This is a genomic window from Rhodococcus indonesiensis (genome assembly GCF_047782815.1).
Classification (GTDB): Bacteria; Actinomycetota; Actinomycetes; order Mycobacteriales; family Mycobacteriaceae; genus Rhodococcus; species Rhodococcus indonesiensis.
Map to the genome: position 1 here is coordinate 4,706,607 of NZ_CP180630.1, position 26,455 is coordinate 4,733,061.

Consider the following 26,455-nt stretch of genomic DNA (forward strand, 5'->3'; position numbering starts at 1 on the left):
CGGGTCGGACCCGGCGACGGCGCGCGCGACGGATGTCGGCTCACACGGGAGCCGACGATGGACGATGGGGAGATGGGTATGGCGAAGTTCGTGGGCCCGGGCCTGGCCAGCGCGGCGATCGGTGCCGTCCTCGGCGCCGTGGCGGTGTTCGGCGTCACGGCGGCGGTTCAGGAGAACACCCGCCCGCAGGTCGACCGCAGCGGCAACGCCGATTCCTCCCTGCTGAACCAGGTTGAGTACGGCAGCCGCTGACGGCGCCGTCCACGCGACGAGTTCACGCACTTCCCACGGCACGGCACCCCACCCCGGTGGTGCACCGTCCGCCGACCCCTTATCCAGGCGGTGGTTGTACGGGGCCGCCGTGGTGTCGCTGCTGCTGGCGTTCGCGCAGGCCCCCGGCCTGATCGTCGCCGACACCAAGTACGACCTGACCCAGAATCCCCTCGGATTCCTCGCCCGCGCCGCCCACCAGTGGAGCAGTATCGCGCCGCTCGGCCAGGTCCAGAACCAGGCGTACGGCTACTTCTTCCCGCACGGTTCCTTCTTCGCCGTCGGCCAGCTCCTGCACATCCCGCCGTGGATCACCCAGCGGGTGTGGTGGGCGCTGCTGCTGCTCGCCGGGTTCTGGGGCGTGGTGCGGCTTGCGGAGGCGCTCGGTGTCGGCAATCGTGGCTCCCGGCTGATCGCCGCGGCGGCGTTCGCGCTCTCTCCCCGCGTGCTGACCACCCTGGGATCCATCTCGTCGGAGACGCTGCCGATGATGCTGGCGCCGTGGGTGCTCCTGCCGCTCGTGCGCTACCTCGACGGCGACGGGTCGCATTCCGCTCGTCGAACGGCAGCTCAGTCCGCCGTCGCCGTTGCGCTCATGGGCGCGATCAACGCCGTCGCCACCGTCGCCGCGTGCCTCGTCGCCGGGCTGTGGTGGCTGGCGCACCGCCCGAACCGGCGCTGGTGGCGGTTCACGCTGTGGTGGATCCCGGCCTGCGTCGTCGCGGTGCTGTGGTGGATCGTGCCGCTGCTGCTGCTCGGCCGCGTCAGTCCCCCGTTCCTGGACTACATCGAATCGTCCGGGGTGACCACGCAGTGGACCTCACTGGCGGAGGTGCTGCGCGGCACCGACAGCTGGACCCCGTTCGTCTCCCCCGAGCGCATCGCCGGCGCGGTGCTGGTCACCCAGCCGGCGGCGGTCCTCGTCACCGGGCTGCTCGCGGCCGCGGGCCTGGCGGGACTGGCGACGCGCTCGATGCCCGCCCGGGGGCGGTGGACGCTGATCCTGTTCGCCGGCATCGCCGGGCTGGCCGCCGGGTACGTCGGTGACCTCGGCTCGCCGATCGCCGAGCAGGTCCGGCTCTTCCTGGATTCGACCGGCGCCCCGCTGCGCAACGTGCACAAGCTCGAGCCGCTGGTGCGGTTGCCGCTCGTGCTCGGGCTCGCGCATCTGCTGCGCCGGGTGCCGCTGCCCGGTGCGGTGCCGTGGCGGCAGGCCCGGACCGCGTTCGCGCACCCCGAGCGACAGCCGATGGTCGCGTTCACCACCCTGATCCTCGTGGCGCTGACCCTCGCGACGTCGCTGGCGTGGACCGGCCGGCTCGCCCCGCGCGGTGCCTACGATGCGGTGCCCGGATACTGGCACGAGACCGCCGCGTGGCTCGACGAGCACACCCGCGGGGAACGCGCGCTGATCGTGCCGGGCGCCCCGTTCGGCAGCCAGATCTGGGGCCTGACCCGCGACGAGCCCATCCAGGCGCTCGCGTCGACGCCGTGGGCCTCCCGCGACGCCGTGCCCCTCGTGCCGCCGGGTGCGATCCGGGCCCTGGACTCGGTGCAGCGGCACATCGCCGACGGCCGGCCCACCCCGGGGCTGGCGGCGACGCTGCGCGGTCAGGGCATCGGATATGTGGTGATCCGCAACGACCTCGACCCGGAGACGTCGCCGTCGGCGCGGCCGGTGCTCGTGCACCGGGCGATCGAAGGTTCCCCCGGGCTGGTCCGGGTCGCGGAGTTCGGCAACGAGATCACCCGGAACTTCGAGGAGGGCTTCACCGCCGATTCCGACCTGCGGCCGGCGTACCCGGCGATCGAGATCTACCGCGTGGACCTGCCCGGCGCCCCGGTCGGGCCGTACGCGGTGGACGCGGCCGACGTGCCCCGGGTGCAGGGCGGCCCCGAGGCCCTGCTGCGCCTCGACGACGCCGAGCCGGGCAGCACCGGCCCCGCCCTGCTCGCCGCCGACGCGAACCGCGCCGGTCTGCCCGTCGACGACGTCCTCGTCACCGACACCCCCACCGCCCGCGAAACCGACTACGGCCAGGTCGACCACCACAGTTCGGCGATCCGTGCCGCCGGTGACCCGCGGCGCACCTACAACCTCGTGCCGGACTATCCGGTGCCGGACACCGACCTCGTGCACGCCGAATGGGAGGGCGCCCGGATCAGTGTGTCCAGCTCCGCGGCCGACGCCACCCAGCTCGGCGGCACCTCCGTGGGGAGCGGACCGGCGGCCACCGTCGACGGCGATCCCACCACCGGCTGGCACAGCAACGGCCTCGAGTCCGCGGTCGGCCAGTGGCTGCAACTCGACCTGGACCGGCCCCTCGAGGCCGGGCTGCTGCGGCTGAGTACCAGCCCCGGCGCGCTCGGCCCCGCCGTGAAATGGCTCGAGGTGACCACCGACCGCGGCAGCACCGCCGTGCGCGTCGAGAAGCCCGGCCGCGAACAGACCGTGGCGCTGCCGCTCGGACGGACGACCTGGATCCGGATCACCTCCACCCGCACCGAGGACGGGTCGGTGGGCAACCAGTTCGGGCTGACCGAGGTCGCGGTGGACGACTTCACCGACCGCGACAACCCCCGGCCCGTCGAGATCCGGCAGCGGATCGTGTTGCCGGACGTCGTCGCCGGGGCGACGGTGCGGGGCTGGAATCTCGGTCAGGAACTGCCCGGACGCGGCGGCTGCGTCGACACCCCCGATCGGGTGCGGTGTGCGCGGGGTCTGGCCGTCGCGGCCGAGGAGCCGAACCTCTTCACCCGCACCCTGTCGGTGCCGGAAGCGACGTCGGTGGCGCCGCAGCCGTGGGTGCGGGCCCGGCCCGGCCCGGCCCTCGCCGAGATCGTCGCGCTGCCGGACCGGGTGGTCGCCCGCGGCGCCGCGGACGTCGTCGACCTGCAGGGCTCCGCGTTCGCCGCGACCGACGGTGATCCGCGGACCACGTGGACGGCGTCGGAGGAGTCGGTGCGTCCCGGCGCACCGCGACCGACCGTCACGCTCGACCTGCCGTCCCCGCAGCTGGTGACCGGCCTGGAGGTGGCCGCGGGCCTGGGACCGCTGCCGGCGCGCCCGACCCGCGTCGCCGTCGACCTCGGCAACGGACCCCAGGTGCGCGACGTCGAATCATCAACGGCGACAATCGATCTCGAACCACATGTGACGGATCGGGTGGTGCTCGGCCTGGTCGACTGGGAGGACGTGCTGGACCAGACGGTGCTCGGCTTCGCCAAGGTCGTCCCGCCGGGTCTGGCGGAAGTGACCGTCCTCGGCCCGGACGGTCCGATCGGCCCGCAGGATTCGGTGTACGACCGGCAGGTCACGGTCGGCTGCGACACGGGCCCGGTACTCACCGTCGACGGCCGCAGCTACCGGACCTCGGTCACCGCGACCGTCGCGGACCTCGCCGCCGGCGTCGAGGTGCCGGCCACCCTGTGCGACGAGACCGTCGCGCCGCTGCCCGCCGGGCACGTCGACGTCGAGATCGATCCGGGTCAGGCGTTCACCGTCGGGACGGTGCGGCTCCCGGTTCCGGGCGCCGCGAGCCCGCCGGCCCCCGAACCCACCGAACTCGCCGTCGGCACCTGGACCGAGAACCTGCGCGAGCTCGAGGTGCCTGCGTCCGAACGGGACCGGATCGTCGTCGTGCCGGAGAGCACCAACGTCGGCTGGGTCGCCACGGCCGCCGACGGCACCGAGCTGACACCCGTGGTGGTCGACGGCTGGCAGCAGGGCTGGGTCGTGCCCGCCGGCACCGGCGGCACCGTGACGCTCGAGTTCGCCACCGACCGGTGGTATCGCCTCGGCATCTTCGGCGGTCTGCTCCTGCTGCTGCCGCTGTTCGCGCTCGCGGCGTGGCCGCGCCGACGCCCCGTCGCCGATCCGGGGCCCGCGCCCCGGGTCTGGGGCAGTACCACCGTCGGGTTCGCCGGCGTGCTGGCCGTCGCCGTCCTCGCGGCCGGCGCGGTGGGGGCGGCGACGACGATCGTGGCGGCAGCGGCGATCGTGGCGGTGGGTGCGCGCTGGGGCCGCGACGTGGCGGCCCGCACGCTGGTCGTCGTGACCGGATGCGCCACCATGACGGCGATGGCGTTGCTGTCCACCGGGCCGTGGCGGGCCCCGGGCGGCTACGTCGGGCACTCGTTCCTCGTCCAGTTCGCCGCGCTGTGCGGGCTCGTCGCGCTGGGACTCGCCGCGCTGCCGGTCTCGGTCAGGGCGCGGCGGAGTCTGCGACGCGTTCTGCGGTGGAGGCGACGCGGCTCTGCCGACGCCTGACCTCCCGGCGCACCGGTTCCTCGACGAGGGCGTAGCTGACCGACGCGACGGCGATGCTCAGCACGAGGGTCACCGCGAGCACGAACCAGAAGTCGCCCTGGAACGGGATGATGCCGAAGACCGGGAACACGATGGACAGCACGGCCAGATGCCAGATGAAGATGCCGTACGACCATCGGCCCACGGTCAGCGCCGGTCCGCTCGCCAGGATGCGGTGCTCGGCGCGCGGCGCCAGGACGAGGGGCGCGAGCAGCGCGAAGCTCATGAGCGCACCGAGCAGGATCTTGCCGTTGTACTGCCACGGATCGATCTTCACGAGTCCTTCCGGCCCGCCGAGGGCCGTGGTGGACAGCGCGAACGCGGTCACGGCGACCACCGCCATGAGCACCCGGTGCGCCGCGAGGCGGTGCACCCAGGTCCGCTCGCCCGTCACGAGCTCCGCGAGCACCATGCCGGCGGCGAACCACGGCAGATAGCCCGGCAGCCAGTTGTCGTGGTTGATGTGGCCAGGGGTGGGAACCGGCAGCCACGCCCACACCAGCGACAGCGCACTCAGGGCGAGGAGCAGCGGGACGCGGAACCGGGCCCGTTCGCCACGCAGACCGGCGAGCGCCGCGGCGAACAGCGGCAGCAGCAGGTAGAAGGCCACCTCCACCGACAGGCTCCACATCTGGGTGAGCCCCTCGGTGAGACTCAGCGGCACGAACACCTGCACCAGGGTCAGGTTCGCCAGCCACAGCCGCCACCCGCTGCCGGCCTCGGGCAGCAGGAGCAGCACGATGCACACCACCACCCAGTAGGCGGGCAGGATGCGGGTAGCCCGGGACAGCAGGTAGCGCCCGGCGGGCGGCGCGGCCCCGAGACCCCGCGCGGCCGCCGCGTGCGGCCGCCACAGCAGAAAGCCCGACAGTGCGAAGAACAGGGCGACGGCCAGGTCGAACCGCCCCCAGATGCGGCCGAGCACCGGGTCGTGCACGGCGCCGGTCTGGAATGCCACATGCGTGATCAGGACGCCGACGGCCGCGAATCCGCGCATGCCCTCGAGCGCCGGCAGGAAGCCGGAGACGGCGGGAGCCGAGGCGGTGGGCGGGGCGCTGCTGGTCATCGACGACAGTCTGCCCGGTCGCTGCGGGGCGGGGAAGCCGGGATCTCGAGTCCGAACGGTGGCGCGCGCCGGGCGGATGCCCTGTTAGTGTCTGGGCTCACGTGGTATTCGCGAGCCGGATGCCAGGCGATCCGTGCAGACCGGCTGCCGGTGGGGGTACTCGATGGAACCGTTGAGTGAGGAGACACAGCATGGCTGAGCGTTCGGGCTCGGGCCGGAAACTGGCATTGGTATTGGTGGGCCTCGGCGCCTTCCTCATCGTCGCGGCAATACTGATCCCGACGTACACCGTCGGCAAACTCGCCAAGACGCCGCTGGACCTCGAGGTGACCACGGTCGCCGAGGGCACCGGCGACATCCTCAACGCGCGGGCGCTGCTGTCGGGGCGGGCGCAGGTCGACACCGACGTGCCGATCGTGGCGCAGCGGTTCGTCACCGTCGAGGACCCGGCGGATGCGGACATCATGACCCTGCAGGCGGGCCAGACGGTCCGTCGTCTGGACATGCAGGGCGACACGGGTCTGGTCTCCGCCACCGTCGACCGGGTCACGGTGGACCGGGTCAGCGGCATGCCGGTCACCAAGGAGGAGAACCCGGACGCGGTCAGCACCATCCAGACCTCGGCCACGGCTCCCCCGACGGAGATCCCGGACCGCGACGGCCTGCAGTACCGCTTCCCGTTCGGCACCGAACAGAAGTCCTACCCGTACTTCGACCTCAATGCGCGTGAGACCTACCCGATCGACTACGTCGACGAGACCGAGATCAACGGCGTGAAGGTCTACCACTTCCGGCACGAGATCGAGCCGGTCGACCTGTCCGCGGTCGATCCGTCGGTGCCGACCTACAAGCTGAGCCTGCCCGCCTCGACGTGGGGTGTCGAGGGCGGCGAGACGCCGGTGACCATGACCCGCTGGTACACCAACGTTCGTGACCTGTGGGTCGAGCCGGAGACCGGCGTCGTCATCAAGGGCCAGGAGCAGCAGTACCAGTACTACGCCCGCGAGGCGGACCGTCCCGAGGTGACGGTGCTGCAGGTGTCCCTGCCGTTCAACGAGGACACCATCGAGTTCCAGGTGGAACAGGCCAAGAACGGTATCGACACGCTGAACCTGTTCGGTCGCACCGTGCCGATCATCCTCGGCATCCTCGGCCTGCTCGCGCTGATCGCCGGCATCGTGCTCGGCCTGCGCGGTGGCAGCGGCCGCACCGGCCGTCCCGTCGCCGCGACGGGTGGCCCGACCGCCCCGGCCGGACCGGCCCACGCCGCCCCGGGCCAGCGCGACTGGACCAGCGACCGCACCGAGGAGATCCCCCGCACGGACGCTCCCCCGCAGCAGCGGGACTGGACCACGGACCAGACGCAGGAGATCCCGCGCACCGACCTGCGCAAGGAACCGCCGCAGCAGTAACTACCCGGCCGATGCCCCTTCCGATCCGTTCGGGAGGGGCATCGTCGTGTGACCGAATGTGACATCGCGTCGGTTGGATCGAACGGATGTCACATTCGGTCAGAGGGGGCGGGCCTCGTATCCGGCCCGACGGTGCGGGCGGCGCGCACGGCGAGAACGGAGACCACCGCGGCCGTCGTCGCCGCGACGGCCACCGCGACGAGCACGAACTGCCGCGTGGTGGTGGCGACGGTGAGCATGAGCGCGGCCTCCGCCGCGAGACCGACCCACGCGACGGCCGCGAGGTGGGTGCGTTCGCCGGCGATCGCGGACAGCAGCGCGCCCTGCAGGACCGCCAGGCACGCCCCCTGCAGTGCGAACAGCCACAGCAGCGACTGCACCGGGGCGTACGCCTCACCGACGAGCAGCGGCACCAGCGGCGCGCCCACGGCTGCGCCCGCGACGAGCGCCGCGCCGATCCCGACGAGGACGGTCAGGGCTGATCGGACCGCGGCCGCGGACTGGGCGGGGTCGGCCATCCGCGGGTACAGCACCACCCCGACCGCCTGCGGCAGCCAGAACGCGACCTTCGTCGCGACGGCGCCGAGCGCATACAGTCCCGCGTCCCGCGGGTCGAGCACGGTGCGGGCGAGCAGCAGATCCAGCGACGTCAGCGCGATCAGCGCCAGCTGCACCTGCGAGGCGCGCAGCACCGCGAGCACACCGACTACCGGAGTCGCACCGGATCCGGGGCCCGCCGGGGAGCGCGACACGAGCGTGGCGGCCGCGGCCGCGACGAATCCGGTACCGACCGCACCGGCGAACAGCGCCGCCCCCGGCCCGCCGCCGACGGCGAGCACCGCGACGGCGGGCACGACCTTCGCCACGCCGGCCGCGGCGAGAACGACGCTGAGCGCGCCGAACCGTCCCCGGCCCTGCAGCAGGCCCTGTTCGGCGGCGAGCAGCACGAGCAGGGGTGCGGTGACGAGCGAGCCGAGAGCCCCGGCGACGCTGGTGTCGAGAGCCCACGCGACGAGGGGCACGACGGCGAGCGCGACAAACCCGGCGAGGCCGGCGCAGCGATACCCGAGGCGGCGCAGAGCCGCGGTGCCGGCCCCCCGCACGGTCTCCCGGGCGACGACGGTCTGCAGGGCGAGGGCCGGCACCGCCAGGACCAGCTGGGCGGCCAGCAGACTGGCGAACTCGCCGTATCCCGCGGGCCCGAGCCACTGGGCCGCCGGCAGGTGCAGCAGGTAGGACGCCAGGTTGGCGGTCATGGCACCGGCGGTCACCATCGTCATCCCGGCGACGGCGGTTCCGGTGGCCGAGCGCGGCATCTCAGGTCGCGGCATCGGACCATGGTTGCACGCGGCAGGTGCGGGCGACGAGGCGCCGGGAGACCGGCGCGGGATGGGTATTGTGCGGCCATGCCCAGGCCGGTGTCGCTGCGTCCCGCTGTCCCGGCCCTCTACAGCCTCGCGCTGGCGGCCGTGGTGCTCGGGCCGCTGCTCACCTCCCCCGGCTACCTGCTGTTGCGCGACGCGGTGAGCACTCCACGGTCGTTCCCGACGGACTCGGCGCTGGGCCTGACCGATGCCGCGGCGCGGGCCGTGCCGCAGGACGCGCTGCTGGCGGCGGCGAGTTCGGTGGTGGACGGCGGTCTGGTGGTGACGGCGTTGCTCACCGGCGCGCTGTGGGCGGCCGGCTGGGGCAGCGCCCGCCTGGTGGCGGTGCTGTTGCCGACGGCCGGGCTGCCGGCCCGCCTGGTGGCGGCGACGGTGGGCGTGTGGAACCCGTACGTGGCGGAACGGCTGCTGCAGGGGCACTGGAGCCTGCTGGTGGGCTACGCGGCGCTGCCGTGGACGGTGGTGGCCGCGGTGGCGGTGCGGCGGGGCGACCGCTCCGGGTGGCCGTCGCTGGCGGTGTGCCTGGGCGTGGCGGGCCTGACACCGACGGGTGCGCTGCTGGCGTCGGTGACGGCGCTGGCCGTGCTCGCGCCCCCGGGCGGGCGGTCCCGGCTGGTGCCGCGGCTGGCCGGCGCGGTGGCGCTGGCGGGTGCGGTGGCGGCGCCGTGGCTGGTGGCGACGGCCGTGTCCGGCGGCGCGGGCGACGGATCGGATCCGGCGGGGGTGCGCGCCTTCGCGGCACGGGCCGAACCCGCGCTGGGCACGCTCGGCAGCGTGGCGGGGCTCGGCGGCATCTGGAACGCCGACGCGGTGCCCGCGTCGCGGACGACGGTGTGGGCGCTGGTCGGCACGGCGGCGCTGCTGCTGGTGGTGGCGTGCGGGGTGCCGGCGCTGTGGCGGCGGCGGCGCAACCCGGTGCTCGGTGTGCTGACGGCGCTGGCCGCGGTCGCGGTGCTCGGTCCGGCCCTCGCGGCGACGGGGCCGGGGCTGCAGGCCGGCGAGTGGGCGATGGTGCACGTCCCGGGTGCGGGTCTGCTGCGCGACACGCAGAAGTGGGTGGCCTGGGCGGTGCCGCTGTACGCGCTGGCCGCGGCGGCGGGGGTCGGCACGTTGCACGCACGCTTCGGCGGGCGAGCCGGCGTCTGGGCCACGGCGACCGCACTGACGGTGCTGCTGGCCCTTCCGGACCTGGCGTGGGGCGTGGGTGGACGCGTGCGTCCGGTGCAGTATCCGGACGCGTGGCAGCGGGTCGCGGCGACGGTCCCGTCCGGCGACGGCGATGTGGCGGTGCTGCCGGCCGGCATGTTCCGGCGATTCGAGTTCAGCGGCGCCGCACCGGTTCTCGATCCGGCCCCCCGGATGCTGCGCGCGGACGTGCTGCAGTCCGGGGAACTGGTCGTCGCCGGCGGCACCGTTGCCGGCGAGGGCCGGGGGGCGGCGGAGGTGGAACGCCTGCTGCTGGCGGGGGCGGCGCCGGCCGACCTCGCGGCCCACGGCGTGGGATGGGTGCTCGTCGAGCACGGCACGCCCGGGGATCTCGGCGACTCGGCCCGCACCCTCGAGCAGCTCGAGCCGGTGGTCACCGACGCCGCGCTGTCGCTGTACCGGGTGCCCGGGGTCGCCGGGACCTCGTCGGACGACCGGACGGCGGCGCTCGCCGCGCACGCGCTGTGGGCGGCGGTGTCAGCAGGCGGGCTCGTGGGCCTGCTGGTCCTGGGACGGCGCGTCCGGCGCCGCGAGCACCACGGCGGTCGGCGCCGGGCGCGGGAACAGTCCTGAGACGCGACGGCCCGCGGCCGTCGCGGCGAGCACCTCGTGCACCCCGTCCCCGGTCGCGGACCAGGAGAACTCGGCGGCGCGCACCCGGGCCTTGCCGCCCAGGGTGCGACGGCGGTCGGCGTCGGCGAGCAGGTCGGCGACGGCACCGGTGAGCTCGTCCGCGGAGTCGACGAGCACGCCGGTGACACCGTCGATGATCGAGTCGGTCAGGCCCTTGGAACTGCGGTAGCCGATCGTGGGCACACCGTGCTGGGCGGCCTCGACCACCGCGAGCCCCCAGCCCTCCTTGCGGGACGGCATCACGTGCACCCAGGACCGGGCGAGCAGTTCGTGCTTGCGGTCCTCGGCGACGTGGCCGTGGAAGGTGACGGCGTCGGTGATGCCGAGGTCCGCGGCGGCCGCGCGCAGGTTCCGCTCCCACCAGCCGCCGCCGATGACGTCGAGGTGCAGGCCGGGGACGCGGTCGCGCAGCGCGGCGACGGCGACGAGGGCGTCCTCGATCTGCTTGTGCGGTACGAGCCGCGACAGCACGCACACGGTGGGGTGCGCGGTGCGGGTGTGTTCGTCGCCGGGCTCGACGCCGGCGGGCACGGCGTCGGCACCGTTGCGCACGACGGCGATGCGGTCGCGGTCGACCCCGAGGGCCATCAGCTCGTCGGCGGACGGCAGCGACACGGTCAGGTACTGGTCGTCGCGGTGCACGCGCGGCGACAGCGTGGACTCGATCCACCAGCCCAGGGCGGCCATGACGCGGCCGGCGACGGGCCACTGCTCGCGGTGGCAGTGGTGCACGAGCACGGTCACGGGCGCCCCGGCGACGAGCCGGGAGAAGAACGGGATGCCGTTCTGGGTGTCGATCACCGCGTCGGGCCGGAGGTGGCGCAGCGGGCCGAAGCCGAGACGCCCGGCGGCGATCGCGGCGAGAGCCCGGGGATAGACGGTAAGCCGTCCGCCGCCGCGGCTGACGGTGATGCCGTCGATCTCGTCGCGGCGGGGGGCACCGGGGTAGGCGGCGGTGCGAAGGGTGACGCGGATGCCGCGCGCGGCGAGCTGGGCGCCGACCTGCTCGAGGTACCGTTCGCTGCCTCCGCCCTGGGGGTGCCCGGTATCGCGCCAGCACAGCAACAGAACCTCGCGCACGTGGCGACCCCCTGTGGTTCGTCGTCGACGGTTGTATCCCGGAACACACTAACGGGTGCAGGGGCACCCGCGGTGGAGGGTTACCGGCGGGTAGTGCAGTGCGAGGGCCGCTATGGTTGCTCCTCGTGGTTGTTCCGACCCTGCCCGTCCCTCCGGTGGCCCGCACCTTCGCCCGGCGCGCCACCCTGCGCCGGTCCGTCGGACTGCTCGGCGACTTCCGGCACGAGCAGTCCGCACCCGAGCTGTTCTACGGTTCGCTCGCACGCGACACCGTCGACCTGATCGGTGATCTGTACGCGGGCCTGACCGGCCGGGACCTCACCGGCACGGCCGTCGTCGACGTCGGCGGCGGACCGGGATACTTCGCGGAGGTGTTCGGCGCGGCGGGCGCCCGCTACGTGCCGGTCGAGCCGGATCCGTCGGAGATGCACGCGGCCGGCCTCGCCGTGGGCGGATCGGTCCGCGGCTCGGGCCTCGCGCTGCCGCTGCGCACGGGGTCGGTGGACGTGTGCTTCTCGTCGAACGTCGCCGAACACGTGGCGCAGCCGTGGGTGATGGCCGAGGAGATGCTGCGGGTGACGCGGCCGGGCGGATTGACGGTGCTGTCGTACACGCTGTGGTGGGGCCCGTTCGGGGGGCACGAGACCGGCCCGTGGCACGCGTTCGGCGGTGAGTACGCGGCCCGGCGGTACGCCCGCCGGCACGGCCGGGAACCGAAGAACCGGTACGGGGTCTCGTTGTTCGAGGTGGGCTGCCGCGACGGGCTGCAATGGGCACGGTCGACGCCGCACGGGGAGCTGCTGGCCGCGTTCCCCCGGTACCACCCGCGCTGGGCGTGGTGGCTGGTCCGGGTTCCCGCGCTGCGGGAGTTCCTGGTCAGCAACCTGGTGCTCGTGCTGCGCCGGCGCTGATGGTCGCGCTCGCCCTCGACGTCGGCGGCACCAAGATGGCGGCTGCCCGCGTCCGCGTCGACGGCACGCTCGACCCACCGCGGACGGTGCCGACGCCGGTGCACGGGGTGTGGGCGGCGTGCGCGCAGCTGCTGCGGCAGGCCGCCGCGGGGGGCGAGGTGACCGCCGTCGGAATAGCCAGTGCCGGACCGGTCGACGCCGGCGCCGGCTCGGTGGCGCCGATCAACATCGGCGAGTGGGCGCGCGGATTCGATCTGGCCGATGCCGTGCGCGGGCTGTTCCCGCGCGCACGGGTGCGGCTCGCGGTCGACGGGGCCGCGGCCGCGCTGGCCGAACACCGACTCGGGGCGGGCCGGGGTGCGGCCGACCTCGTCGGCGTGGTGGTCTCCACCGGCATCGGCGGTGGCCTGGTGCTGGGCGGCCGGATCGCCGGGGGCCGGACCGGCAACGCGGGCCACATCGGGCACATGGTGTCGAGCGCGGGTACCGATCCGTGTGCGTGCGGGGGCATCGGGTGCGTGGAGACCGTGGCGAGCGGGCCCGCCGCGGTGCGGTGGGCGCGGGCGCACGGCTGGTCCGGTGCCGACGGGGCGGCGCTGGCCCGCGACGCGGGTGCGGGTGATCCTGTCGCGGTGGCCGCGCTGGAACGGGCGGGGACGGCCCTGGGGGAGGTGATCGCGTCGGCCGCGGCGCTGGTCGACGTGGACCTCGTGGTGGTCGGCGGGGGATTCGCCCAGGCCGGCGCGCCGCTGTGGCAGCCGATGCGCGCGGCTGCGGCCCGGCACGCGCGGCTGCCGTTCCTGTCCGGGCTGCGGCTCGTCCCGGCGCGGCTCGCCGCCACGGGAACCCTGGCCGGCGCCGGGTTCCTCGCCGTCGCGGACTGAGCTTCGGCGCGAATCGCCCGCGCCGCGGCCCCTTCTCGCGTCACAATACGAAGGTATTGCCCTCGGGGACGGGAGCGGCCATGACGCCTTTCCAGCGCTACATCGCCGAGGAGATCGCGGTGGACCACGCCGACGGTCTGCTCACCCGCCGCGAGGCGCTGCGTCGGCTGGGGCTGATGGGGCTGAGTCTCACCGCGTCCGCCGCCCTGCTGGCGGCCTGTGCGAACGAGAACGATTCGCCCGCAACATCTTCCACCCCGACCGGGGCCGCACCCGCATCCCCGGACCGGCCGCCGCCGGGCACCGCGGAGGCCGTTGCGACGGAGCCGATCACGTTCGCCGGGCCGGAGGGACGGACGCTGCAGGGCGCGTGGGCGCCGGCGGCGGACCCCCGGGGCGCCGTGCTCGTGATCCACGAGAACAAGGGGCTCACCGACCACATCCGCTCGGTGGCCGGGCGCCTGGCCGGGGCCGGCTACTCGGCGCTCGCGATCGACCTCCTCTCCGAGGAGGGCGGCACGGCCGTGTTCACGGACCCGGCACAGGCCACGGCGGCGCTGAGCACCGTTCCGCCGCAACGGTTCTCCCAGGACATGCGGTCGGGCATCGACGAACTGACCCGGCGGGTACCCGATCGGGGCATCGGCGCCGTGGGATTCTGCTTCGGCGGCGGTATGACCTGGCTGCTGCTGACGACCGGCGACCCGCGCGTCGCGGCGGCCGTCCCGTTCTACGGACCGCTGCCCGACGCTGCCGACTTCGCCGGCTCCCGCGCCGCCGTCCTCGCGATCTACGCCGAACTCGACCAGCGGGTGAACGCCTCGCGGGACGCGGCGACCGCGGCGCTCGAGCGGGCGGGCCTGGCCCACGAGGTGGTCACCTACCCCGGCGCCGACCACGCCTTCTTCAACGACACCGGCCCCCGGTACAACGCGGACGCGGCCGCCCAGGCGTACGACCGGATGCTCGCCTGGTTCGGGACCCACCTGGCCTGACCCCTTCCGAAAACTTGTAACGTGTTCTAGTGTTCGAGGTCACAGTCCCCGGTGGCCGGAAGGAGAGCGCGTGAGCATCGACCCTGCCGCGTCGACGTCCGCCGGCCACGACGCCGAGGTCGCCCGGCCCAGCGACTCCCGGCGCGATCCCGAGCAGGTCCGGGAGAACCTGCGTTCGTGGCTCGCGACGAAGGTGACCGACCCGGTCGTCGAGAACGTGCACATCCCCGAGACCACCGGCATGTCCAGCGAGACGCTGCTGTTCGACGCCCGCTGGGACGGCGTCGACCGTCCGCTCGTCGCCCGTGTCGCCCCGGCCGAGACCGCCGTGCCCGTCTTCCCCACCTACGACCTCGAGGGCCAGGCCCGTGTCATGCGCGCCGTCGCCGAGCACTCCCGTGTGCCCGTCCCGGCTGTGCACTGGTACGAACCCGACCCCGCACCGCTCGGAGCCCCGTTCTTCGTCATGACCCGCGTCGCCGGTCGCGTACCGCCGGACGTGATGCCGTACAACTTCGGCTCCTGGGTCACCGAGGCCGGCGACGCCGAGCGCGCCGCCATGCAGGACGCCTGCGTCGAGGTGCTCGCCGGGGTCCACGGCGTCCCGCCGGCGAGCGCCGGGCTGGGACCGGCCGGCACCGTCGCCGACGCCGTCCGGGCGCACCTGGATCGTCAGCGCGCCTACTACGAATGGACCACCCGCACCGGCGGGCCCCGCTCCCCGCTCGTCGAGCGGGCGCTCACCTGGCTCGACACCCACCGTCCCGACGACCGCTCCCCCGCGGTGCTGTGCTGGGGCGACGCGCGGATCGGCAACATCCTCTTCGACGGGTTCCGGCCCGTCGCGGTGCTCGACTGGGAACTGGCCACCCTGGGCGCCCGCGAGATGGACCTGGCCTGGATGACGTTCCTGCACCGGTTCTTCGAGGACATCGCCGTCGCCGCCGGGCTCCCGGGCCTGCCGGACTTCCTGCGTCTCGACGACGTGGCCCGCACGTACGCGCAGCGCACCGGTCACGTCCCCCGCGACCTGCACTTCTACACCGTCCACGCGGCGCTGCAGCACGCGATCATCATGCTGCGCATCCACACTCGCGCGGTGCACTTCGGGCAGGCGGAACCACCCCACGACCCCGACGACGGGATCATGCACCGCGCCACCCTCGAGGCGATGCTCGACGGCACCGACCGGCAGGGGCCGGCGTCGTGAGCTCCCTCTCCCCGCTGGACGACTACCCCGTCCATCAGACGGCCGAACCGATCCGGCGCGTCGCGACGTCCGATCGCAACTTCTACGACCGGTACTACTTCAACTGCTACCCCGCCGACACCGCCGACCTGTTCCTGATCGTCGGCATGGGCCAGTACCCGAATCTCGGTGTGGCCGACGGTTTCGCGGTGCTGCGCCGCGGCGACGACCACCTCGTCGTCCGGGCGTCGAAGGCACTCGGGACCGATCGGACCGACACGACCGTCGGACCGCTGCGCGTCGAGGTGCTCGAGGGACTGCAGCGGCTGCGGGTGGTCCTCGAGCCGGGTCACGCCGAGACCGCCGACCTCTCCTTCGATATCACCTTCGACGGCACCGTCCCGGCCACCGAGGAGACACCGCAGCGACTGCGCCAGCTCGAGCGCGTCGTCATGGACACGTCACGGTTCGTGCAGTCCGGCCGATGGTCGGGCACTCTCACGGTCGAAGGGCAGACGCGGCAGGTGGATCCGCGGACGTGGCTCGGCAACCGCGACCGTTCGTGGGGCGTGCGCCCGGTCGGGGAACCGGAGCCGCCCGGACGCAAGGCACACGAGGGCACGCCCGGCTTCTTCTGGATCTATTCGGTGATGCAGTTCGAGAACGACACGCTCGTCACGATCGTGCAGGAGGACGACCAGGGTCGGCGTCTGGTCGAGGAGGCGATCCGGATCCGGTCCGGCGCCGAGCCCGAGTGGCTGGGCCGGCCGGAACACCGGCTGGTGTTCGCGCCGGGCACCCGCAACGTCACGGGGGCGGTACTGACGTTCCACCGGCCCGGGTCCGAAGTCGTGACCGTCGACTGCGAACTGCTGGTGCCGAACCTGCTCGCCGTCGGTACCGGCTACGGGCTCGAGCAGGACTGGCGGCACGGCATGTGGCAGGGCGAGCTGGTGGTGCAGTCGCTGCGCCGCGACGTCCGCGAGATCGACCCGGCGTTGCTGCTGTTCTGCCCCACCGACCATCTCGCGCGGTTCCGGATCACCGGATCGGACGCGGTCGGTACGGGGCTGTTCGAGGTCGCCGTGATCGGGCCGCACCGGCAGTACGGCTTCACCGGGTTCGTCGACACCCACCCCGCCCGGTCGGACAAGTGAGCAACCGAAGATCGTTGAGGAAAGGTGACATGACCGATTACGACAAGCTCTTCATCGGCGGACGCTGGGCCGCCCCTTCCACCGACGAGCGCCTCGAGGTGTTCTCCCCGGCCACCGAGGAACGCGTCGGTTCCGTGCCGGTCGCCGGGCCGCAGGACATCGACGCCGCCGTCGCCGCTGCCCGTCGCGCCTTCGACGACGGGCCGTGGCCCCGGACCGCGCCGTCCGAGCGGGCCCAGGTGCTCGCCAAGGCGGCCAAGCTGATCGAAGAACGCAGCGCCGACCTCGCGGCGTCGCTGTCCGCCGAGATGGGCCAGCCGCCGGCCTCGGTGCAGATGATGCAGGTGACGCCGTCGCTGGCGACGATCAACTACTTTGCGGGACTTTCCGATTCGTTTCCCTGGACGGAGGAGCGCACCGGCGCCTTCGGACGCTCCCGGGTGACGCGCGAACCCGTCGGCGTGGTCGCCGCCGTCATTGCGTGGAACGTGCCGCTGTTCCTGATGATCAACAAGCTCGGGCCGGCCCTGCTCGCCGGCTGCACCGTCGTGCTCAAGCCCGCGCCCGAGTCGCCACTGACCACCAACGCGGTCGCCGAGATCTTCGCCGAGGCGGGCCTGCCCGAGGGCGTGCTCTCCCTCGTCCCGGGCGGTGCCGAGACCGGCGAGTACCTCGTCTCGCACCCGGACATCGACAAGATCACCTTCACCGGTTCGACCGCCGTCGGCAAGCACATCGGCGAGATCGCGGCCCGCAACCTCAAACGCTGCTCGCTCGAGCTCGGCGGCAAGTCCGCCGCCATCGTCCTCGAGGACGCCGACCTCGACTCGACGATCGCGATGCTCGTGATGTCCGGTCTGATGAACACCGGACAGGCCTGCGTCGGCCAGACCCGCATCCTCGCGCCGCGCTCGCGCTACGACGAGGTCGTCGAGAAGATGGTCGCGACCGCCGCGTTCTTCCCCGTCGGCGCCCCCGACGACGCAACCGCACAGCTCGGGCCCCTGATCTCCGCCAAGCAGCGCGACCGGGTCGAGGGCTACATCGCCAAGGGCAAGGAGGAGGGCGCGCGAGTGGTGCTCGGCGGCGGCCGGCCCGCCGGACTCGACAAGGGCTACTTCGTCGAACCGACCATCTTCGCGGACGTCGACAACTCCATGACCATCGCGCGCGAGGAGATCTTCGGTCCCGTGCTGTGCGTGATCCCGTACGACAGCGTGGACGAGGCGGTGAAGATCGCCAACGACTCCGACTACGGCCTCGCCGGCTCCGTCTACACCACCGACGTCGACAAGGGCCTCGAGGTGGCGTCGCGGGTACGCACCGGCACCTACGGCATCAACTGGTACGCCTTCGACCCGGGCTCGCCGTTCGGCGGCTACAAGAATTCCGGCATCGGACGGGAGAACGGTCCCGAGGGCGTCGAGGCGTTCTGCGAGACCAAGTCGGTGCTGTACCCGCCCGGCTACGGCGCCTGACCCCCTCTCCCGGGTCTGGGCCGAATGTCACATCGGGTCGATCCAGTCGACCCGATGTGACATTCGGCCGTCAGACGGCGATGGACGTCAGATGTACATCGCGGGATCGATGTAGCACGCCGGGTCGACGAGTTCCTCGTGCGACTTGCGCGGCCGGATCGTCGCCGGGATGCCGACGGCGATCGAGTCGGCGGGGACGTCGCGGGTGACGACCGCGTTCGCGCCGATCGCGACGTCGTCGCCGATCACCACCGGCCCGAGTACCTTCGCCCCCGCGCCGATGGTGACCCGGTTGCCGATGGTCGGGTGCCGCTTCGTCCGTGCCAGCGACCGTCCGCCGAGCGTGACGCCGTGATAGATCATCACGTCTTCGCCGATCTCGGCGGTCTCTCCGATCACCACGCCCATGCCGTGGTCGACGAAGAATCGCCGGCCGATCGTCGCGCCGGGGTGGATCTCGATGCCCGTGAGGAAGCGGGTGAACTGCGCCAGGACGCGGGCAGGTCCCCGCAGCGCCGGCCGCGCCCACATCCGGTGTGCCAGCCTGTGCGACCAGATCGCGTGCAGGCCCGAGTACACGAGGGCGTTCTCCATGTCACCACGCGACGCCGGATCGTGGCCCCGGGCCGCCTGCAGGTCTTCCCGGAGGGTGCGCAGAACACTCACGATTCGTTCAGTCCCGGATGTGCTCGAACAGCGGAGTGGAGATGTACCGCTCGCCGAAGTCGCAGACCACGGCGACGATGAGCTTGCCCGCATTCTCCGGGCGCTTCGCCAGTTCCAGCGCCGCCCACACGATCGCACCGGACGAGATGCCGCCGAGGATGCCCTCCTGCGTGCCGAGATCCCGGCCCACGCGCACGGCGTCGTCGAACGAGACGTCGACGATCTCGTCGTAGACCGCGCGATCGAGCACGTCCGGCACGAAGTTCGCGCCGATGCCCTGAATCTTGTGCGGGCCCGGCTGCCCGCCGGTGAGGATCGGCGAATCGATGGGCTCGACGCCGACGATCTTCACCTCCGGCTTGTATTCCTTGAGCCTGCGGCCCGCTCCGGTGATGGTGCCGCCGGTGCCGATGCCGGCGACGAAGATGTCGACCTCCCCGCCGGTGTCCTTCCAGATCTCCTCACCGGTGGTGTTGTAGTGGATCTCCGGGTTCGCCGGGTTCGCGAACTGGCGGGCGAGGATCGCGTTCTCGGTCTTCGCGACGATCTCCTCCGCCTTCGACACCGCGCCGGCCATACCCTCGGAGCCGGGGGTCAGGACGATCTCGGCGCCGAACGCCCGCAGCATCACGCGCCGCTCGGTGGACATCGTCTCGGGCATCGTCAGGATGACCTTGTAGCCGCGTGCGGCACCGACCATCGCCAGCGCGATGCCGGTGTTGCCGCTGGTCCCCTCGACGATCGTCCCACCGGGACGCAGCTCGCCGGACTTCTCGGCCGCGTCGATGATCGCCACGCCGATCCGGTCCTTGACGCTGTTGGCCGGGTTGTAGAATTCGAGCTTCACCGCGACCTGGGCGTCGAGCCCCTCGGTCAGCCGGTTCAGCCGCACGATCGGGGTTCGCCCGACCAGCTCGGTGACATTGTTGTAGATACCGCTCATGGGCCCGATCCTCCTCCCGGTCGCAGTGCCGACCGGATTGGTTCCGTCGTCACCTATTGCATCATTCCGCCGGATGCCCGATTCACGTGGGGAGCCGACAACGGCCCTACCGCGAACCCCTCGCCGCAGAACTGACCGAATGTCACATTCCTTCGATCGAATCGAACCCATGTGACATTCGGTCCGTGGCACGGGACGAAGGATGTCGGAAACGTCCAATACTGCAGCTCGTGACGACGCCAGACTGGTCGCATGACGCATTCCGTGAAACCGATTCCCACCGGCTACACCGCCCTCACACCGTTCCTCGTCGTGGACGGTGCGGCCCGCGCCGTCGAGTTCTACCGCACAGTGTTCGGCGCCGAGGTCGTCGACCGCACCGACGGACCCGACGGCACGATCGCCCACGCCGAACTGGACTTCGGCGCCGGCCGGCTCCAGCTGAGCGACCCCGCGCCGGCCATGGGCCTGCGCGCCCCGGACGGGACGAACGTCGTCGACCATTCCTACGTGCTGTACTGCACCGACGTCGACGCGACGTTCGCCCGGGCCGTCGAGCAGGGGGCGCAGGTCTTCGAGGAACCGTCGACGTTCGTCACCGGGGACCGGTTCGGGACGATCCTCGACCCGTTCGGGCACCGGTGGGCGATCATGACGCGGGTCGAGGACGTCCCGCCCGAGGAGGCACGACGTCGCATCGACGAATGGCTCACGAGCCGGTCGTCCTGAGCAGCCGGCACCCCTGAAACGCCGAATGTCACATCGGATCGATCCAAGCGATCCGATGTGACATTCGGTCGGTCAGGCGTCAGCCGAGGCGCTGCTTCAGGGCCTCGAACTCGTCACGGATGCCGGAGGGCACCTTCTCACCGAGGAACTCGAAGTACTCCTCGATCAGGGGCAGCTCTTCCTTCCACTCCGCCACGTCGACCTTCAGTGCCTCGTCGACGTCGTCGCGGTCGACGTCGAGGCCCTCGAGGTCGAGGTCCGCGGCCGACGGCACGAAGCCGATGGGCGTGGACTGCGCGCCGGCCCGGTGCTCGATGCGATCGACGATCCACTTGAGCACTCGGGAGTTCTCGCCGAAGCCCGGCCACAGGAAGCGGCCGTCGTCACCGCGACGGAACCAGTTCACGTAGAAGATCTTCGGCAGCTTGTCCGAGTCGGCGGACTTGCCGATGTTGATCCAGTGGTTCAGGTAGTCGCCGGCGTTGTACCCGATGAACGGCAGCATCGCCATGGGGTCACGACGGACGGTGCCGACCTTGCCCTCTGCGGCGGCGGTCTGCTCGGACGACAGCGTCGCACCGAGGAAGGTGCCGTGCTGCCAGTCGAGGGACTCGCTCACCAGCGGCACCGTCGTCTTGCGGCGACCGCCGAACAGGATCGCGGAGATCGGCACGCCCTGCGGATCGTCCCACTCGGGGGCGAGGATCGGGCACTGCGACATCGGGGTGCAGTACCGCGAGTTCGGGTGCGCGGCCGGGGTGCCGGACTCGGGAGTCCAGTCGTTGCCCTTCCAGTCCGTGAGGTGCTGCGGATCGCCCTCGAGCCCCTCCCACCACACGTCGCCGTCGTCGGTCAGCGCGACGTTGGTGTACAGCGTGTTGCCGGCCTCCATCGTCTTCATGGCGTTGGGGTTGGAGCCGTGGTTCGTGCCGGGCGCGACGCCGAAGAAGCCGTACTCCGGGTTGACCGCGTACAGCCGGCCGTCCTCACCGAACCGCATCCAGGCGATGTCGTCGCCGAGGGTCTCGGCACGCCAGCCCGGGATGGTCGGCTGGATCATCGCGAGGTTGGTCTTGCCGCAGGCGCTCGGGAACGCGGCCGCGATGTAGTAGGCCTTGTCCTCCGGCGAGATCAGCTTGAGGATCAGCATGTGCTCGGCGAGCCAGCCCTCGTCGTGCGCCATGGCCGACGCGATACGCAGCGAGTAGCACTTCTTGCCGAGGAGGGCGTTGCCGCCGTAGCCGGAGCCGTAGCTCCAGATCTCCCGGTCCTCCGGGAAGTGGGTGATGTACTTGGTGTCGTTGCACGGCCACGGCACGTCCTTCTGGCCGGGCTCGAGCGGTGCACCCACGGAATGCAGGGCCTTGACGAAGGGCTTGTCGGTGCCCAGCTTCTCCAGGGCCGCGGTGCCCATGCGGGTCATGATCCGCATGGAGACGACGACGTACTCCGAGTCGGTGATCTCGACGCCGAGCTTCGGGTCGTCCGCGCCGAGCGGGCCCATGCAGAACGGCACCACGTAGAGGGTGCGTCCGCGCATGCTGCCGCGGTAAAGCTCGGTCATGGTGGCCCGCATCTCGGCCGGGTCCATCCAATTGTTGGTGGGTCCGGCATCGACCTCGTTGCGCGAGCAGATGAAGGTGCGCGACTCGACGCGCGCGACGTCCGACGGGTCGGAGTTACCCAGGAAGGAATTGGGCTTCTTCTCGTCGTCGAGGCGGGTGAAGGTCCCTGCCTCGACCAGCTGGGTGGTCAGCCGGTCCCATTCCTCGTCGGACCCGTCGGCCCAGACGACCCGGTCCGGCTGAGTGAGTTCGGCGATCTCCTGTACCCATGCGAGCAGCTCGGCGTGCTGGGTCGGGGGCGTGCCGTCGGTGCCGTTCAGACCGGGAATGGTCACTGAGGTCATCAAACTCTCCTGGGGTGCGCCGGAACCGGATCCCTCCCCCGACCTGCGACGAACCGTCCCAGGGACCAGCGGCGGACCCGGACTCCCCCTCTCGGCAGGGGTACCACCCGCTTCCTCCGTGGCCGAACGGACGAGGCGGGCGCCGGATGTCCTATTCATAGAGGTTAACGCCGGACTTCGGGGTGATGGCAATCGGGGCCGGTCGGAAATGTCACAGAAACGATTCAGAGGGGTGACAGCGTACCCGCCTCACACCCCCACGGCACAGGCGATTTGTCTCACTTTCTCCCGTCCAGGTGACCTTCGTCAATACGGGTCCAGGACTCCGCCCCCTCCACGTCGCACCGGAACTGCCACACGCCGAACCGTCCGTCGTCGCCGAGCTCGGTGACCCGGTCGAACCAGCCGTCGGCGTCGGTGTCCGACGCGACGACGAGGGCCTCCGCGGTGGTGAACGTGACGGTCTCGGGCAGGCCGTCGCCGTCGACGTCCACGGGCGGGGGCAGCGCACCCGGTCCGACCGGGTCGAGCAGGGCCGGGACCAGCCCCGGGACGAACGACGGACGTCCCGGGACGGGTGGACCGGGTTCCCCGTCGTCGATGTCGATCGAACCGTCCACCATCGTGCGCTCCTCACTCCCGTGCCCCACCGTCGGATGCCGTCATCGCGTTGGACGCACCCGGCCGGCCGGCGGTTCCCGCCCGGGCGAGTACCGCGAGATCGCGCTCGCAGGCCGCCAGCTTCCCGGCCCGGACCTCGGCGCGACGTCGCAGTTCGTCGTCGACGGCGGCGATGCGCTCCCGCGCGGCGGCGATCCGGGCGGCACGCGCGGTGGCGACGGCCGCCCCGAGCCGGGCCTCGGCGTCGACGAGGCGCTCGAGCGCCACGGCCTCGAGCTCGGCCCGCACGTCGACGAGTTCCTCGAGCGCCCACCGGCGCATCCGATCCCGATCGGCGAGCCGGCGGCGTATCCGCACCAGCCACCACGCGGCCGCCGCGCCGAGCAACAGGCTCAGCGGTACCGTCGCCAGCTCGAGCCCGGGCACCAGGGACAGTGGGGACACCGCGACCCGTCCCAGTCCGGCCGCCGCCGAAGCACCGATCACCACGGTGAGGCGGTCCTCCACGGAACGTCGTGGGGAGGGCGGCGCGAGACGCGGAGGCGCCACCGGCGGTCCGGCCGGTCGCTGTTCGATCGGATCGAGGCGGGCCAGCCGCGCGGTGACGACCGCGTCCACCCGGACGTACAGGCCGCGCACCGCGTCGTCGAGCAGATCTGGCACGATCGCCGGATCCACCGACTCGAGTGCGTCGCGGACCTCGGCGGACGCCGCCCGGACGGCCGCCGCCACGGCCTGCGCGGTGTCGAGGCGGGCCCGTTGCAGCTCGGCTCGGAGACTGCCGTCGTCGGTGGGAGTGGACGCGCGCAGGCTCCATCGCGCCCGTTCGGCGCGCAGTGCCGCGGTGTCGTCGCCGGCGCGCAACTCGGCGACCGCGCGGATCACGAGGTGGCGGGTCTCGGCGACGACGGCGGTACGCAGGGCCCGGTCCGTGTGCGGGCCCGCGACGAGCGCCGCCGTCAGGGCCTCGTGCAGGTCCACGATCCCGGATTCGAGTCGCAGCACCGCGCCCGCGTCGCCGCCGACGACGCGGGCGCGGGCGGCGAGCGACGTCCCGACGGGCAGCAGGGCCACCGGACCGAGCCAGGGCGCGTGCCGCTGCAGCAGGGCGACGTCCCGGTCGTGCACGTCCCGCCAGTCCGGGTGCGCGTCGATGCCGGTGAGGGCGCACACCACGCGGCCGGCGCCCCGTCCGGCGGACTCGAGGACGGCGAGTTCGGTCCGGCCGAGGTAGGCCGAGGCCTCGAACACCATGAGCACGACGGTCGCGGGACCGTCGCGGACGTACTCCGGGGCAGCGTCGAGCGCGGAGAGTTCGTCGACGAGGACTGCGCAACCGCAACCGTCGACCCCGGCCACCCGGACCCGCGGCGGGCCCACCGGTGCGTGCAGCCGAGCCCATCCGTCCGGGTTCCAGCGGCGCACGACGTCGCCGACATCGGCCGGGATCACCACTCCGACCCGAGGAGATCGTCGAGGACGGATTCGATGACGTCGCGGGCTCGCGGGCCGGCCGCGATGCCGGCCAGGTCGCGGGCGAGCGCGGCGGCGCGGCGGCGGCGCGCGGATCCGAGCCGGTGGGCCACCGCCGCCGGCGCCGACCCGGGCGCGAGGACCGGCCGTCGCACCTGCGCGGCGGCGTGGGCGAATGCGGCGTCGGCGTCGTCGAGTCCCTCGGTCCGGTCGAGCACGACGACGAGTCGTTCGGCGTCGACGGTGAGGAGCGCCGCCAGATCGGCGGGGTGCGCCCGCGCGGCGAGGACGAGGAGGACGACGTCCGCGTCGAGGACCGGTTCGGGCCGGTCCGGCGAGTCGAGTTCCGCGGCCTCGACGCGCGCGACCGCCGCCTCGACGGCGCTGCGGAGGGTGGGACGGACGGCCCCGCCGCGACCGGCGATCTGCACCCGCAGCGGGGCGTCGTGCCGCTCGAGGGCGCGCTGGGCCTGCCGGCCGGCTCCGGCGTCGAACCGGCCGATGTCCTCGACGATGTGTCGCCAACGAGCGTGCGCGACCCCCGCATCCCCCACCATGACCACCCCCGTGTGTCGCCGCCGATTCTGACAGAGGGGGCGGGCGACGGCAGCGGCCCGGGGCGTCGGCACCCTGAGAAAACACTGTGGTCACTTCAGTCCCTCCTGCCACACACTCCGTCGATACGCGACAATGGTCGGGTGAACGACGCCGATCTGGACACGACCGAGACGCTGGAGCAGGGCCCGACCCGAGGAAACCGTCTGTACCCGCGGGTGACGAGTTTCCGCTCGCGGCGGGGTGCGCTGACGCTCCCGCAGCAGGAGTCGTGGGACCGCTGCTGGCCCGAGCTGGGCCGCGACGTCGGCGACGACCGGCTCGACATGGATGCCTGGTTCGGCCGCTCCGCACCGGTCGTGCTGGAGATCGGCTCCGGCACCGGAACCGCCGCGGTGACGATGGCCCGTGCCGAACCACACGTGAATCTCGTCGCCGTCGAGGTCTACAAGCCCGGTATCGCGCAGACCCTGCAGCAGATCGAGCGCACCTACGACACCGACACGCCGATCCGGAACCTGCGGATCCTGCGCGGCGACGCCGTCGAGGTACTGGAGCACATGGTGGCCCCCGAGTCGCTGACCGGAGTGCGGGTCTTCTTCCCCGACCCGTGGCCCAAGGCCCGCCACCACAAGCGGCGGCTCCTGCAGCCACCGACGTTCGCCCTGATCGCGAGCCGGCTGCAGCCGGGCGGCGTGCTGCACGTCGCGACCGACCACGCCGAGTACGCCGAAGCCATCGCCGAGGCGGGCAACGCCGAGCCGTTGCTGACGAGCCTCGACTGGGAGTCCCCCATCAGCCACGAACGGCCCGTCACGAAGTTCGAGGACAAGGCGCAGCGGGTGGGCAGCAGCATCACCGAGCTCGTCTGGGGGAAGATCAGGGCATGAGCGTCCACGAAGAAGTGTCCGACGTGTCCGCGGCTCCCCCGGCGGACGGCACCGAGCGGCGCGAGCGGGTGCTGCTCGTGTGGGACGCGCCGAACCTGGACATGGGTCTCGGTGCCATCCTGGGTGGCCGGCCCACCGCCGCGTACCGGCCGCGGTTCGACGCGCTCGGACGGTGGCTGCTCAGCCGCACGGCCGAACTCTCACGCACCACGACGGCCACCCTCGAGCCCGAGGCGACGGTGTTCACGAACATCGCCCCGGGCAGCGCCGACGTGGTCCGCCCATGGGTCGAGGCGTTGCGCAACGTGGGTTTCGCGGTGTTCGCCAAGCCGAAGATCGACGAGGACAGCGACGTAGACTCCGACATGTTGCGGCACATCGCGCTGCGACGCAGTGAGGGTCTGGCGGGGGTGATGGTCGCCTCCGCCGACGGGCAGGCGTTCCGGGAACCGCTCGAGGAGATCGCCGCCACCGGCGTGGCGGTGCAGGTCCTCGGTTTCCGCGAGCACGCCAGCTGGGCGGTCACGTCCGAGGTGCTCGACTTCCTCGACCTCGAGGACATCCCGGGGGTGTTCCGCGAGCCGCTGCCACGCGTGAGCCTGGACTCGCTGCCCGACGAGGGCGCCTGGTTGCAGCCGTTCCGACCGCTGTCCGCCCTGCTCGTGGGCCGCAAGAGCGTGGCCGAATAGGAGAG

The 26,455-nt window shown here is 72.5% G+C and carries 22 protein-coding genes; 13 read left to right on the forward strand and 9 right to left on the reverse strand.

Annotated elements, in window-relative coordinates; translation table 11 throughout:
• Positions 1-78 precede the first annotated feature (78 nt).
• Positions 79-252: a DUF2613 domain-containing protein gene (locus ACM26Y_RS21540; RefSeq protein WP_003939230.1), complete on the forward strand. Its 174-nt coding sequence runs from the start codon at positions 79-81 to the stop codon at positions 250-252.
• On the forward strand, positions 233-4,540 hold the full coding sequence (locus ACM26Y_RS21545; protein WP_416061901.1) for an alpha-(1->3)-arabinofuranosyltransferase family protein: 4,308 nt from the start codon (positions 233-235) through the stop codon (positions 4,538-4,540). The genes ACM26Y_RS21540 and ACM26Y_RS21545 overlap by 20 nt, the downstream gene beginning before the upstream one ends.
• On the opposite strand, the gene ACM26Y_RS21550 is transcribed toward ACM26Y_RS21545, so the two are convergent.
• On the reverse strand, positions 4,476-5,645 hold the full coding sequence (locus ACM26Y_RS21550; RefSeq protein ID WP_003939232.1) for an acyltransferase family protein: 1,170 nt from the start codon (positions 5,643-5,645) through the stop codon (positions 4,476-4,478). The two genes, ACM26Y_RS21545 and ACM26Y_RS21550, sit on opposite strands and share 65 nt — an antisense overlap.
• Positions 5,646-5,836: 191 nt before the next feature.
• On the opposite strand from ACM26Y_RS21550, the gene ACM26Y_RS21555 reads away from it, so the two are divergent.
• Positions 5,837-7,057, forward strand: a complete 1,221-nt coding sequence (locus ACM26Y_RS21555; protein ID WP_040784329.1) for a DUF3068 domain-containing protein — start codon at positions 5,837-5,839, stop codon at positions 7,055-7,057.
• A gap of 89 nt (positions 7,058-7,146) precedes the next feature.
• On the opposite strand, the gene ACM26Y_RS21560 is transcribed toward ACM26Y_RS21555, so the two are convergent.
• Entirely contained in the window at positions 7,147-8,373 is a 1,227-nt protein-coding gene (locus tag ACM26Y_RS21560; protein ID WP_416063728.1) for a polysaccharide biosynthesis protein, read from the reverse strand.
• Between the two features lie 90 nt (positions 8,374-8,463).
• Between ACM26Y_RS21560 and ACM26Y_RS21565 the strand changes: the two genes are divergently transcribed.
• Entirely contained in the window at positions 8,464-10,221 is a 1,758-nt protein-coding gene (locus ACM26Y_RS21565) for a hypothetical protein (protein WP_416061902.1), read from the forward strand.
• Here ACM26Y_RS21565 and ACM26Y_RS21570 read toward each other — a convergent pair.
• Positions 10,126-11,361, reverse strand: coding sequence for a glycosyltransferase family 4 protein (locus tag ACM26Y_RS21570; protein WP_003939089.1), 1,236 nt, complete (start codon positions 11,359-11,361; stop codon positions 10,126-10,128). The genes ACM26Y_RS21565 and ACM26Y_RS21570 overlap by 96 nt on opposite strands.
• 155 nt (positions 11,362-11,516) lie before the next feature.
• On the opposite strand from ACM26Y_RS21570, the gene ACM26Y_RS21575 reads away from it, so the two are divergent.
• The 6 genes from ACM26Y_RS21575 (at position 11,517) to ACM26Y_RS21600 (ending at position 17,975) form a co-directional block, all read left to right on the forward strand.
• Positions 11,517-12,272 carry a class I SAM-dependent methyltransferase gene (locus tag ACM26Y_RS21575; protein ID WP_040784250.1) on the forward strand — a complete coding sequence of 252 codons (756 nt, stop codon included), beginning with the start codon at positions 11,517-11,519 and terminating at the stop codon, positions 12,270-12,272.
• Positions 12,272-13,156, forward strand: coding sequence for an ROK family protein (locus tag ACM26Y_RS21580; protein WP_416061903.1), 885 nt, complete (start codon positions 12,272-12,274; stop codon positions 13,154-13,156). Before ACM26Y_RS21575 ends, ACM26Y_RS21580 begins: the two co-directional genes overlap by 1 nt.
• A gap of 80 nt (positions 13,157-13,236) precedes the next feature.
• Positions 13,237-14,151 (forward strand): dienelactone hydrolase family protein, encoded by a 915-nt coding sequence (locus ACM26Y_RS21585; protein ID WP_416061904.1) that lies wholly within the window; start codon positions 13,237-13,239, stop codon positions 14,149-14,151.
• Positions 14,152-14,221: 70 nt separating this feature from the next.
• Entirely contained in the window at positions 14,222-15,361 is a 1,140-nt protein-coding gene (locus ACM26Y_RS21590; RefSeq protein ID WP_416061905.1) for a phosphotransferase family protein, read from the forward strand.
• A complete protein-coding gene (locus tag ACM26Y_RS21595; RefSeq protein ID WP_416061906.1) occupies positions 15,358-16,497 on the forward strand; it encodes a hypothetical protein in 1,140 nt (379 codons plus the stop codon). Before ACM26Y_RS21590 ends, ACM26Y_RS21595 begins: the two co-directional genes overlap by 4 nt.
• A gap of 29 nt (positions 16,498-16,526) precedes the next feature.
• Positions 16,527-17,975: an aldehyde dehydrogenase gene (locus ACM26Y_RS21600; protein WP_416061907.1), complete on the forward strand. Its 1,449-nt coding sequence runs from the start codon at positions 16,527-16,529 to the stop codon at positions 17,973-17,975.
• Between the two features lie 87 nt (positions 17,976-18,062).
• Here ACM26Y_RS21600 and epsC read toward each other — a convergent pair whose 3' ends face one another.
• Positions 18,063-18,641, reverse strand: a complete 579-nt coding sequence (epsC, locus tag ACM26Y_RS21605; RefSeq protein WP_416061908.1) for a serine O-acetyltransferase EpsC — start codon at positions 18,639-18,641, stop codon at positions 18,063-18,065.
• A gap of 7 nt (positions 18,642-18,648) precedes the next feature.
• Positions 18,649-19,584, reverse strand: a complete 936-nt coding sequence (gene cysK / locus ACM26Y_RS21610) for a cysteine synthase A (protein WP_003939081.1) — start codon at positions 19,582-19,584, stop codon at positions 18,649-18,651.
• 252 nt (positions 19,585-19,836) lie between these two features.
• On the opposite strand from cysK, the gene ACM26Y_RS21615 reads away from it, so the two are divergent.
• The gene (locus ACM26Y_RS21615; RefSeq protein ID WP_416061909.1) at positions 19,837-20,313 is read left to right on the forward strand and encodes a VOC family protein; all 477 of its coding nucleotides are present in this window, start codon (positions 19,837-19,839) and stop codon (positions 20,311-20,313) included.
• Positions 20,314-20,392: 79 nt separating this feature from the next.
• Here ACM26Y_RS21615 and ACM26Y_RS21620 read toward each other — a convergent pair whose 3' ends face one another.
• The 4 genes from ACM26Y_RS21620 to ACM26Y_RS21635 form a co-directional block, all read right to left on the reverse strand.
• Entirely contained in the window at positions 20,393-22,222 is a 1,830-nt protein-coding gene (locus ACM26Y_RS21620; RefSeq protein ID WP_416061910.1) for a phosphoenolpyruvate carboxykinase (GTP), read from the reverse strand.
• A 278-nt stretch (positions 22,223-22,500) separates the two neighbouring features.
• Entirely contained in the window at positions 22,501-22,845 is a 345-nt protein-coding gene (locus ACM26Y_RS21625) for a DUF6802 family protein (RefSeq protein ID WP_054375072.1), read from the reverse strand.
• Positions 22,846-22,855: 10 nt separating this feature from the next.
• Positions 22,856-24,295, reverse strand: a complete 1,440-nt coding sequence (locus tag ACM26Y_RS21630; RefSeq protein WP_416061911.1) for a hypothetical protein — start codon at positions 24,293-24,295, stop codon at positions 22,856-22,858.
• Entirely contained in the window at positions 24,292-24,873 is a 582-nt protein-coding gene (locus ACM26Y_RS21635; protein WP_416061912.1) for a hypothetical protein, read from the reverse strand. Before ACM26Y_RS21635 ends, ACM26Y_RS21630 begins: the two co-directional genes overlap by 4 nt.
• Positions 24,874-24,978: 105 nt before the next feature.
• On the opposite strand from ACM26Y_RS21635, the gene trmB reads away from it, so the two are divergent.
• Together trmB and ACM26Y_RS21645 are read left to right on the forward strand one after the other, a co-directional pair.
• Positions 24,979-25,761 (forward strand): tRNA (guanosine(46)-N7)-methyltransferase TrmB, encoded by a 783-nt coding sequence (gene trmB, locus ACM26Y_RS21640; protein WP_193788867.1) that lies wholly within the window; start codon positions 24,979-24,981, stop codon positions 25,759-25,761.
• On the forward strand, positions 25,758-26,450 hold the full coding sequence (locus ACM26Y_RS21645) for an NYN domain-containing protein (RefSeq protein WP_054375337.1): 693 nt from the start codon (positions 25,758-25,760) through the stop codon (positions 26,448-26,450). Before trmB ends, ACM26Y_RS21645 begins: the two co-directional genes overlap by 4 nt.
• Positions 26,451-26,455: the final 5 nt, after the last annotated feature.

What these genes read in the sequence shown, in the direction of transcription:
- ACM26Y_RS21555 (WP_040784329.1), top strand. Translation starts at nt 5,837, where the DNA reads ATGGCTGAGCGTTCGGGCTCGGGCCGGAAACTGGCATTGGTATTGGTG.
- ACM26Y_RS21540 (WP_003939230.1), top strand. Translation starts at nt 79, where the DNA reads ATGGCGAAGTTCGTGGGCCCGGGCCTGGCCAGCGCGGCGATCGGTGCC.
- ACM26Y_RS21645 (WP_054375337.1), top strand. Translation starts at nt 25,758, where the DNA reads ATGAGCGTCCACGAAGAAGTGTCCGACGTGTCCGCGGCTCCCCCGGCG.
- ACM26Y_RS21600 (WP_416061907.1), top strand. Translation starts at nt 16,527, where the DNA reads ATGACCGATTACGACAAGCTCTTCATCGGCGGACGCTGGGCCGCCCCT.
- ACM26Y_RS21620 (WP_416061910.1), bottom strand. Translation starts at nt 22,222, where the DNA reads ATGACCTCAGTGACCATTCCCGGTCTGAACGGCACCGACGGCACGCCC.
- ACM26Y_RS21580 (WP_416061903.1), top strand. Translation starts at nt 12,272, where the DNA reads ATGGTCGCGCTCGCCCTCGACGTCGGCGGCACCAAGATGGCGGCTGCC.
- ACM26Y_RS21560 (WP_416063728.1), bottom strand. Translation starts at nt 8,373, where the DNA reads ATGCCGCGCTCGGCCACCGGAACCGCCGTCGCCGGGATGACGATGGTG.
- ACM26Y_RS21565 (WP_416061902.1), top strand. Translation starts at nt 8,464, where the DNA reads ATGCCCAGGCCGGTGTCGCTGCGTCCCGCTGTCCCGGCCCTCTACAGC.
- ACM26Y_RS21585 (WP_416061904.1), top strand. Translation starts at nt 13,237, where the DNA reads ATGACGCCTTTCCAGCGCTACATCGCCGAGGAGATCGCGGTGGACCAC.
- ACM26Y_RS21550 (WP_003939232.1), bottom strand. Translation starts at nt 5,645, where the DNA reads ATGACCAGCAGCGCCCCGCCCACCGCCTCGGCTCCCGCCGTCTCCGGC.
- cysK (WP_003939081.1), bottom strand. Translation starts at nt 19,584, where the DNA reads ATGAGCGGTATCTACAACAATGTCACCGAGCTGGTCGGGCGAACCCCG.
- ACM26Y_RS21635 (WP_416061912.1), bottom strand. Translation starts at nt 24,873, where the DNA reads ATGGTGGGGGATGCGGGGGTCGCGCACGCTCGTTGGCGACACATCGTC.
- ACM26Y_RS21625 (WP_054375072.1), bottom strand. Translation starts at nt 22,845, where the DNA reads ATGGTGGACGGTTCGATCGACATCGACGACGGGGAACCCGGTCCACCC.
- ACM26Y_RS21615 (WP_416061909.1), top strand. Translation starts at nt 19,837, where the DNA reads ATGACGCATTCCGTGAAACCGATTCCCACCGGCTACACCGCCCTCACA.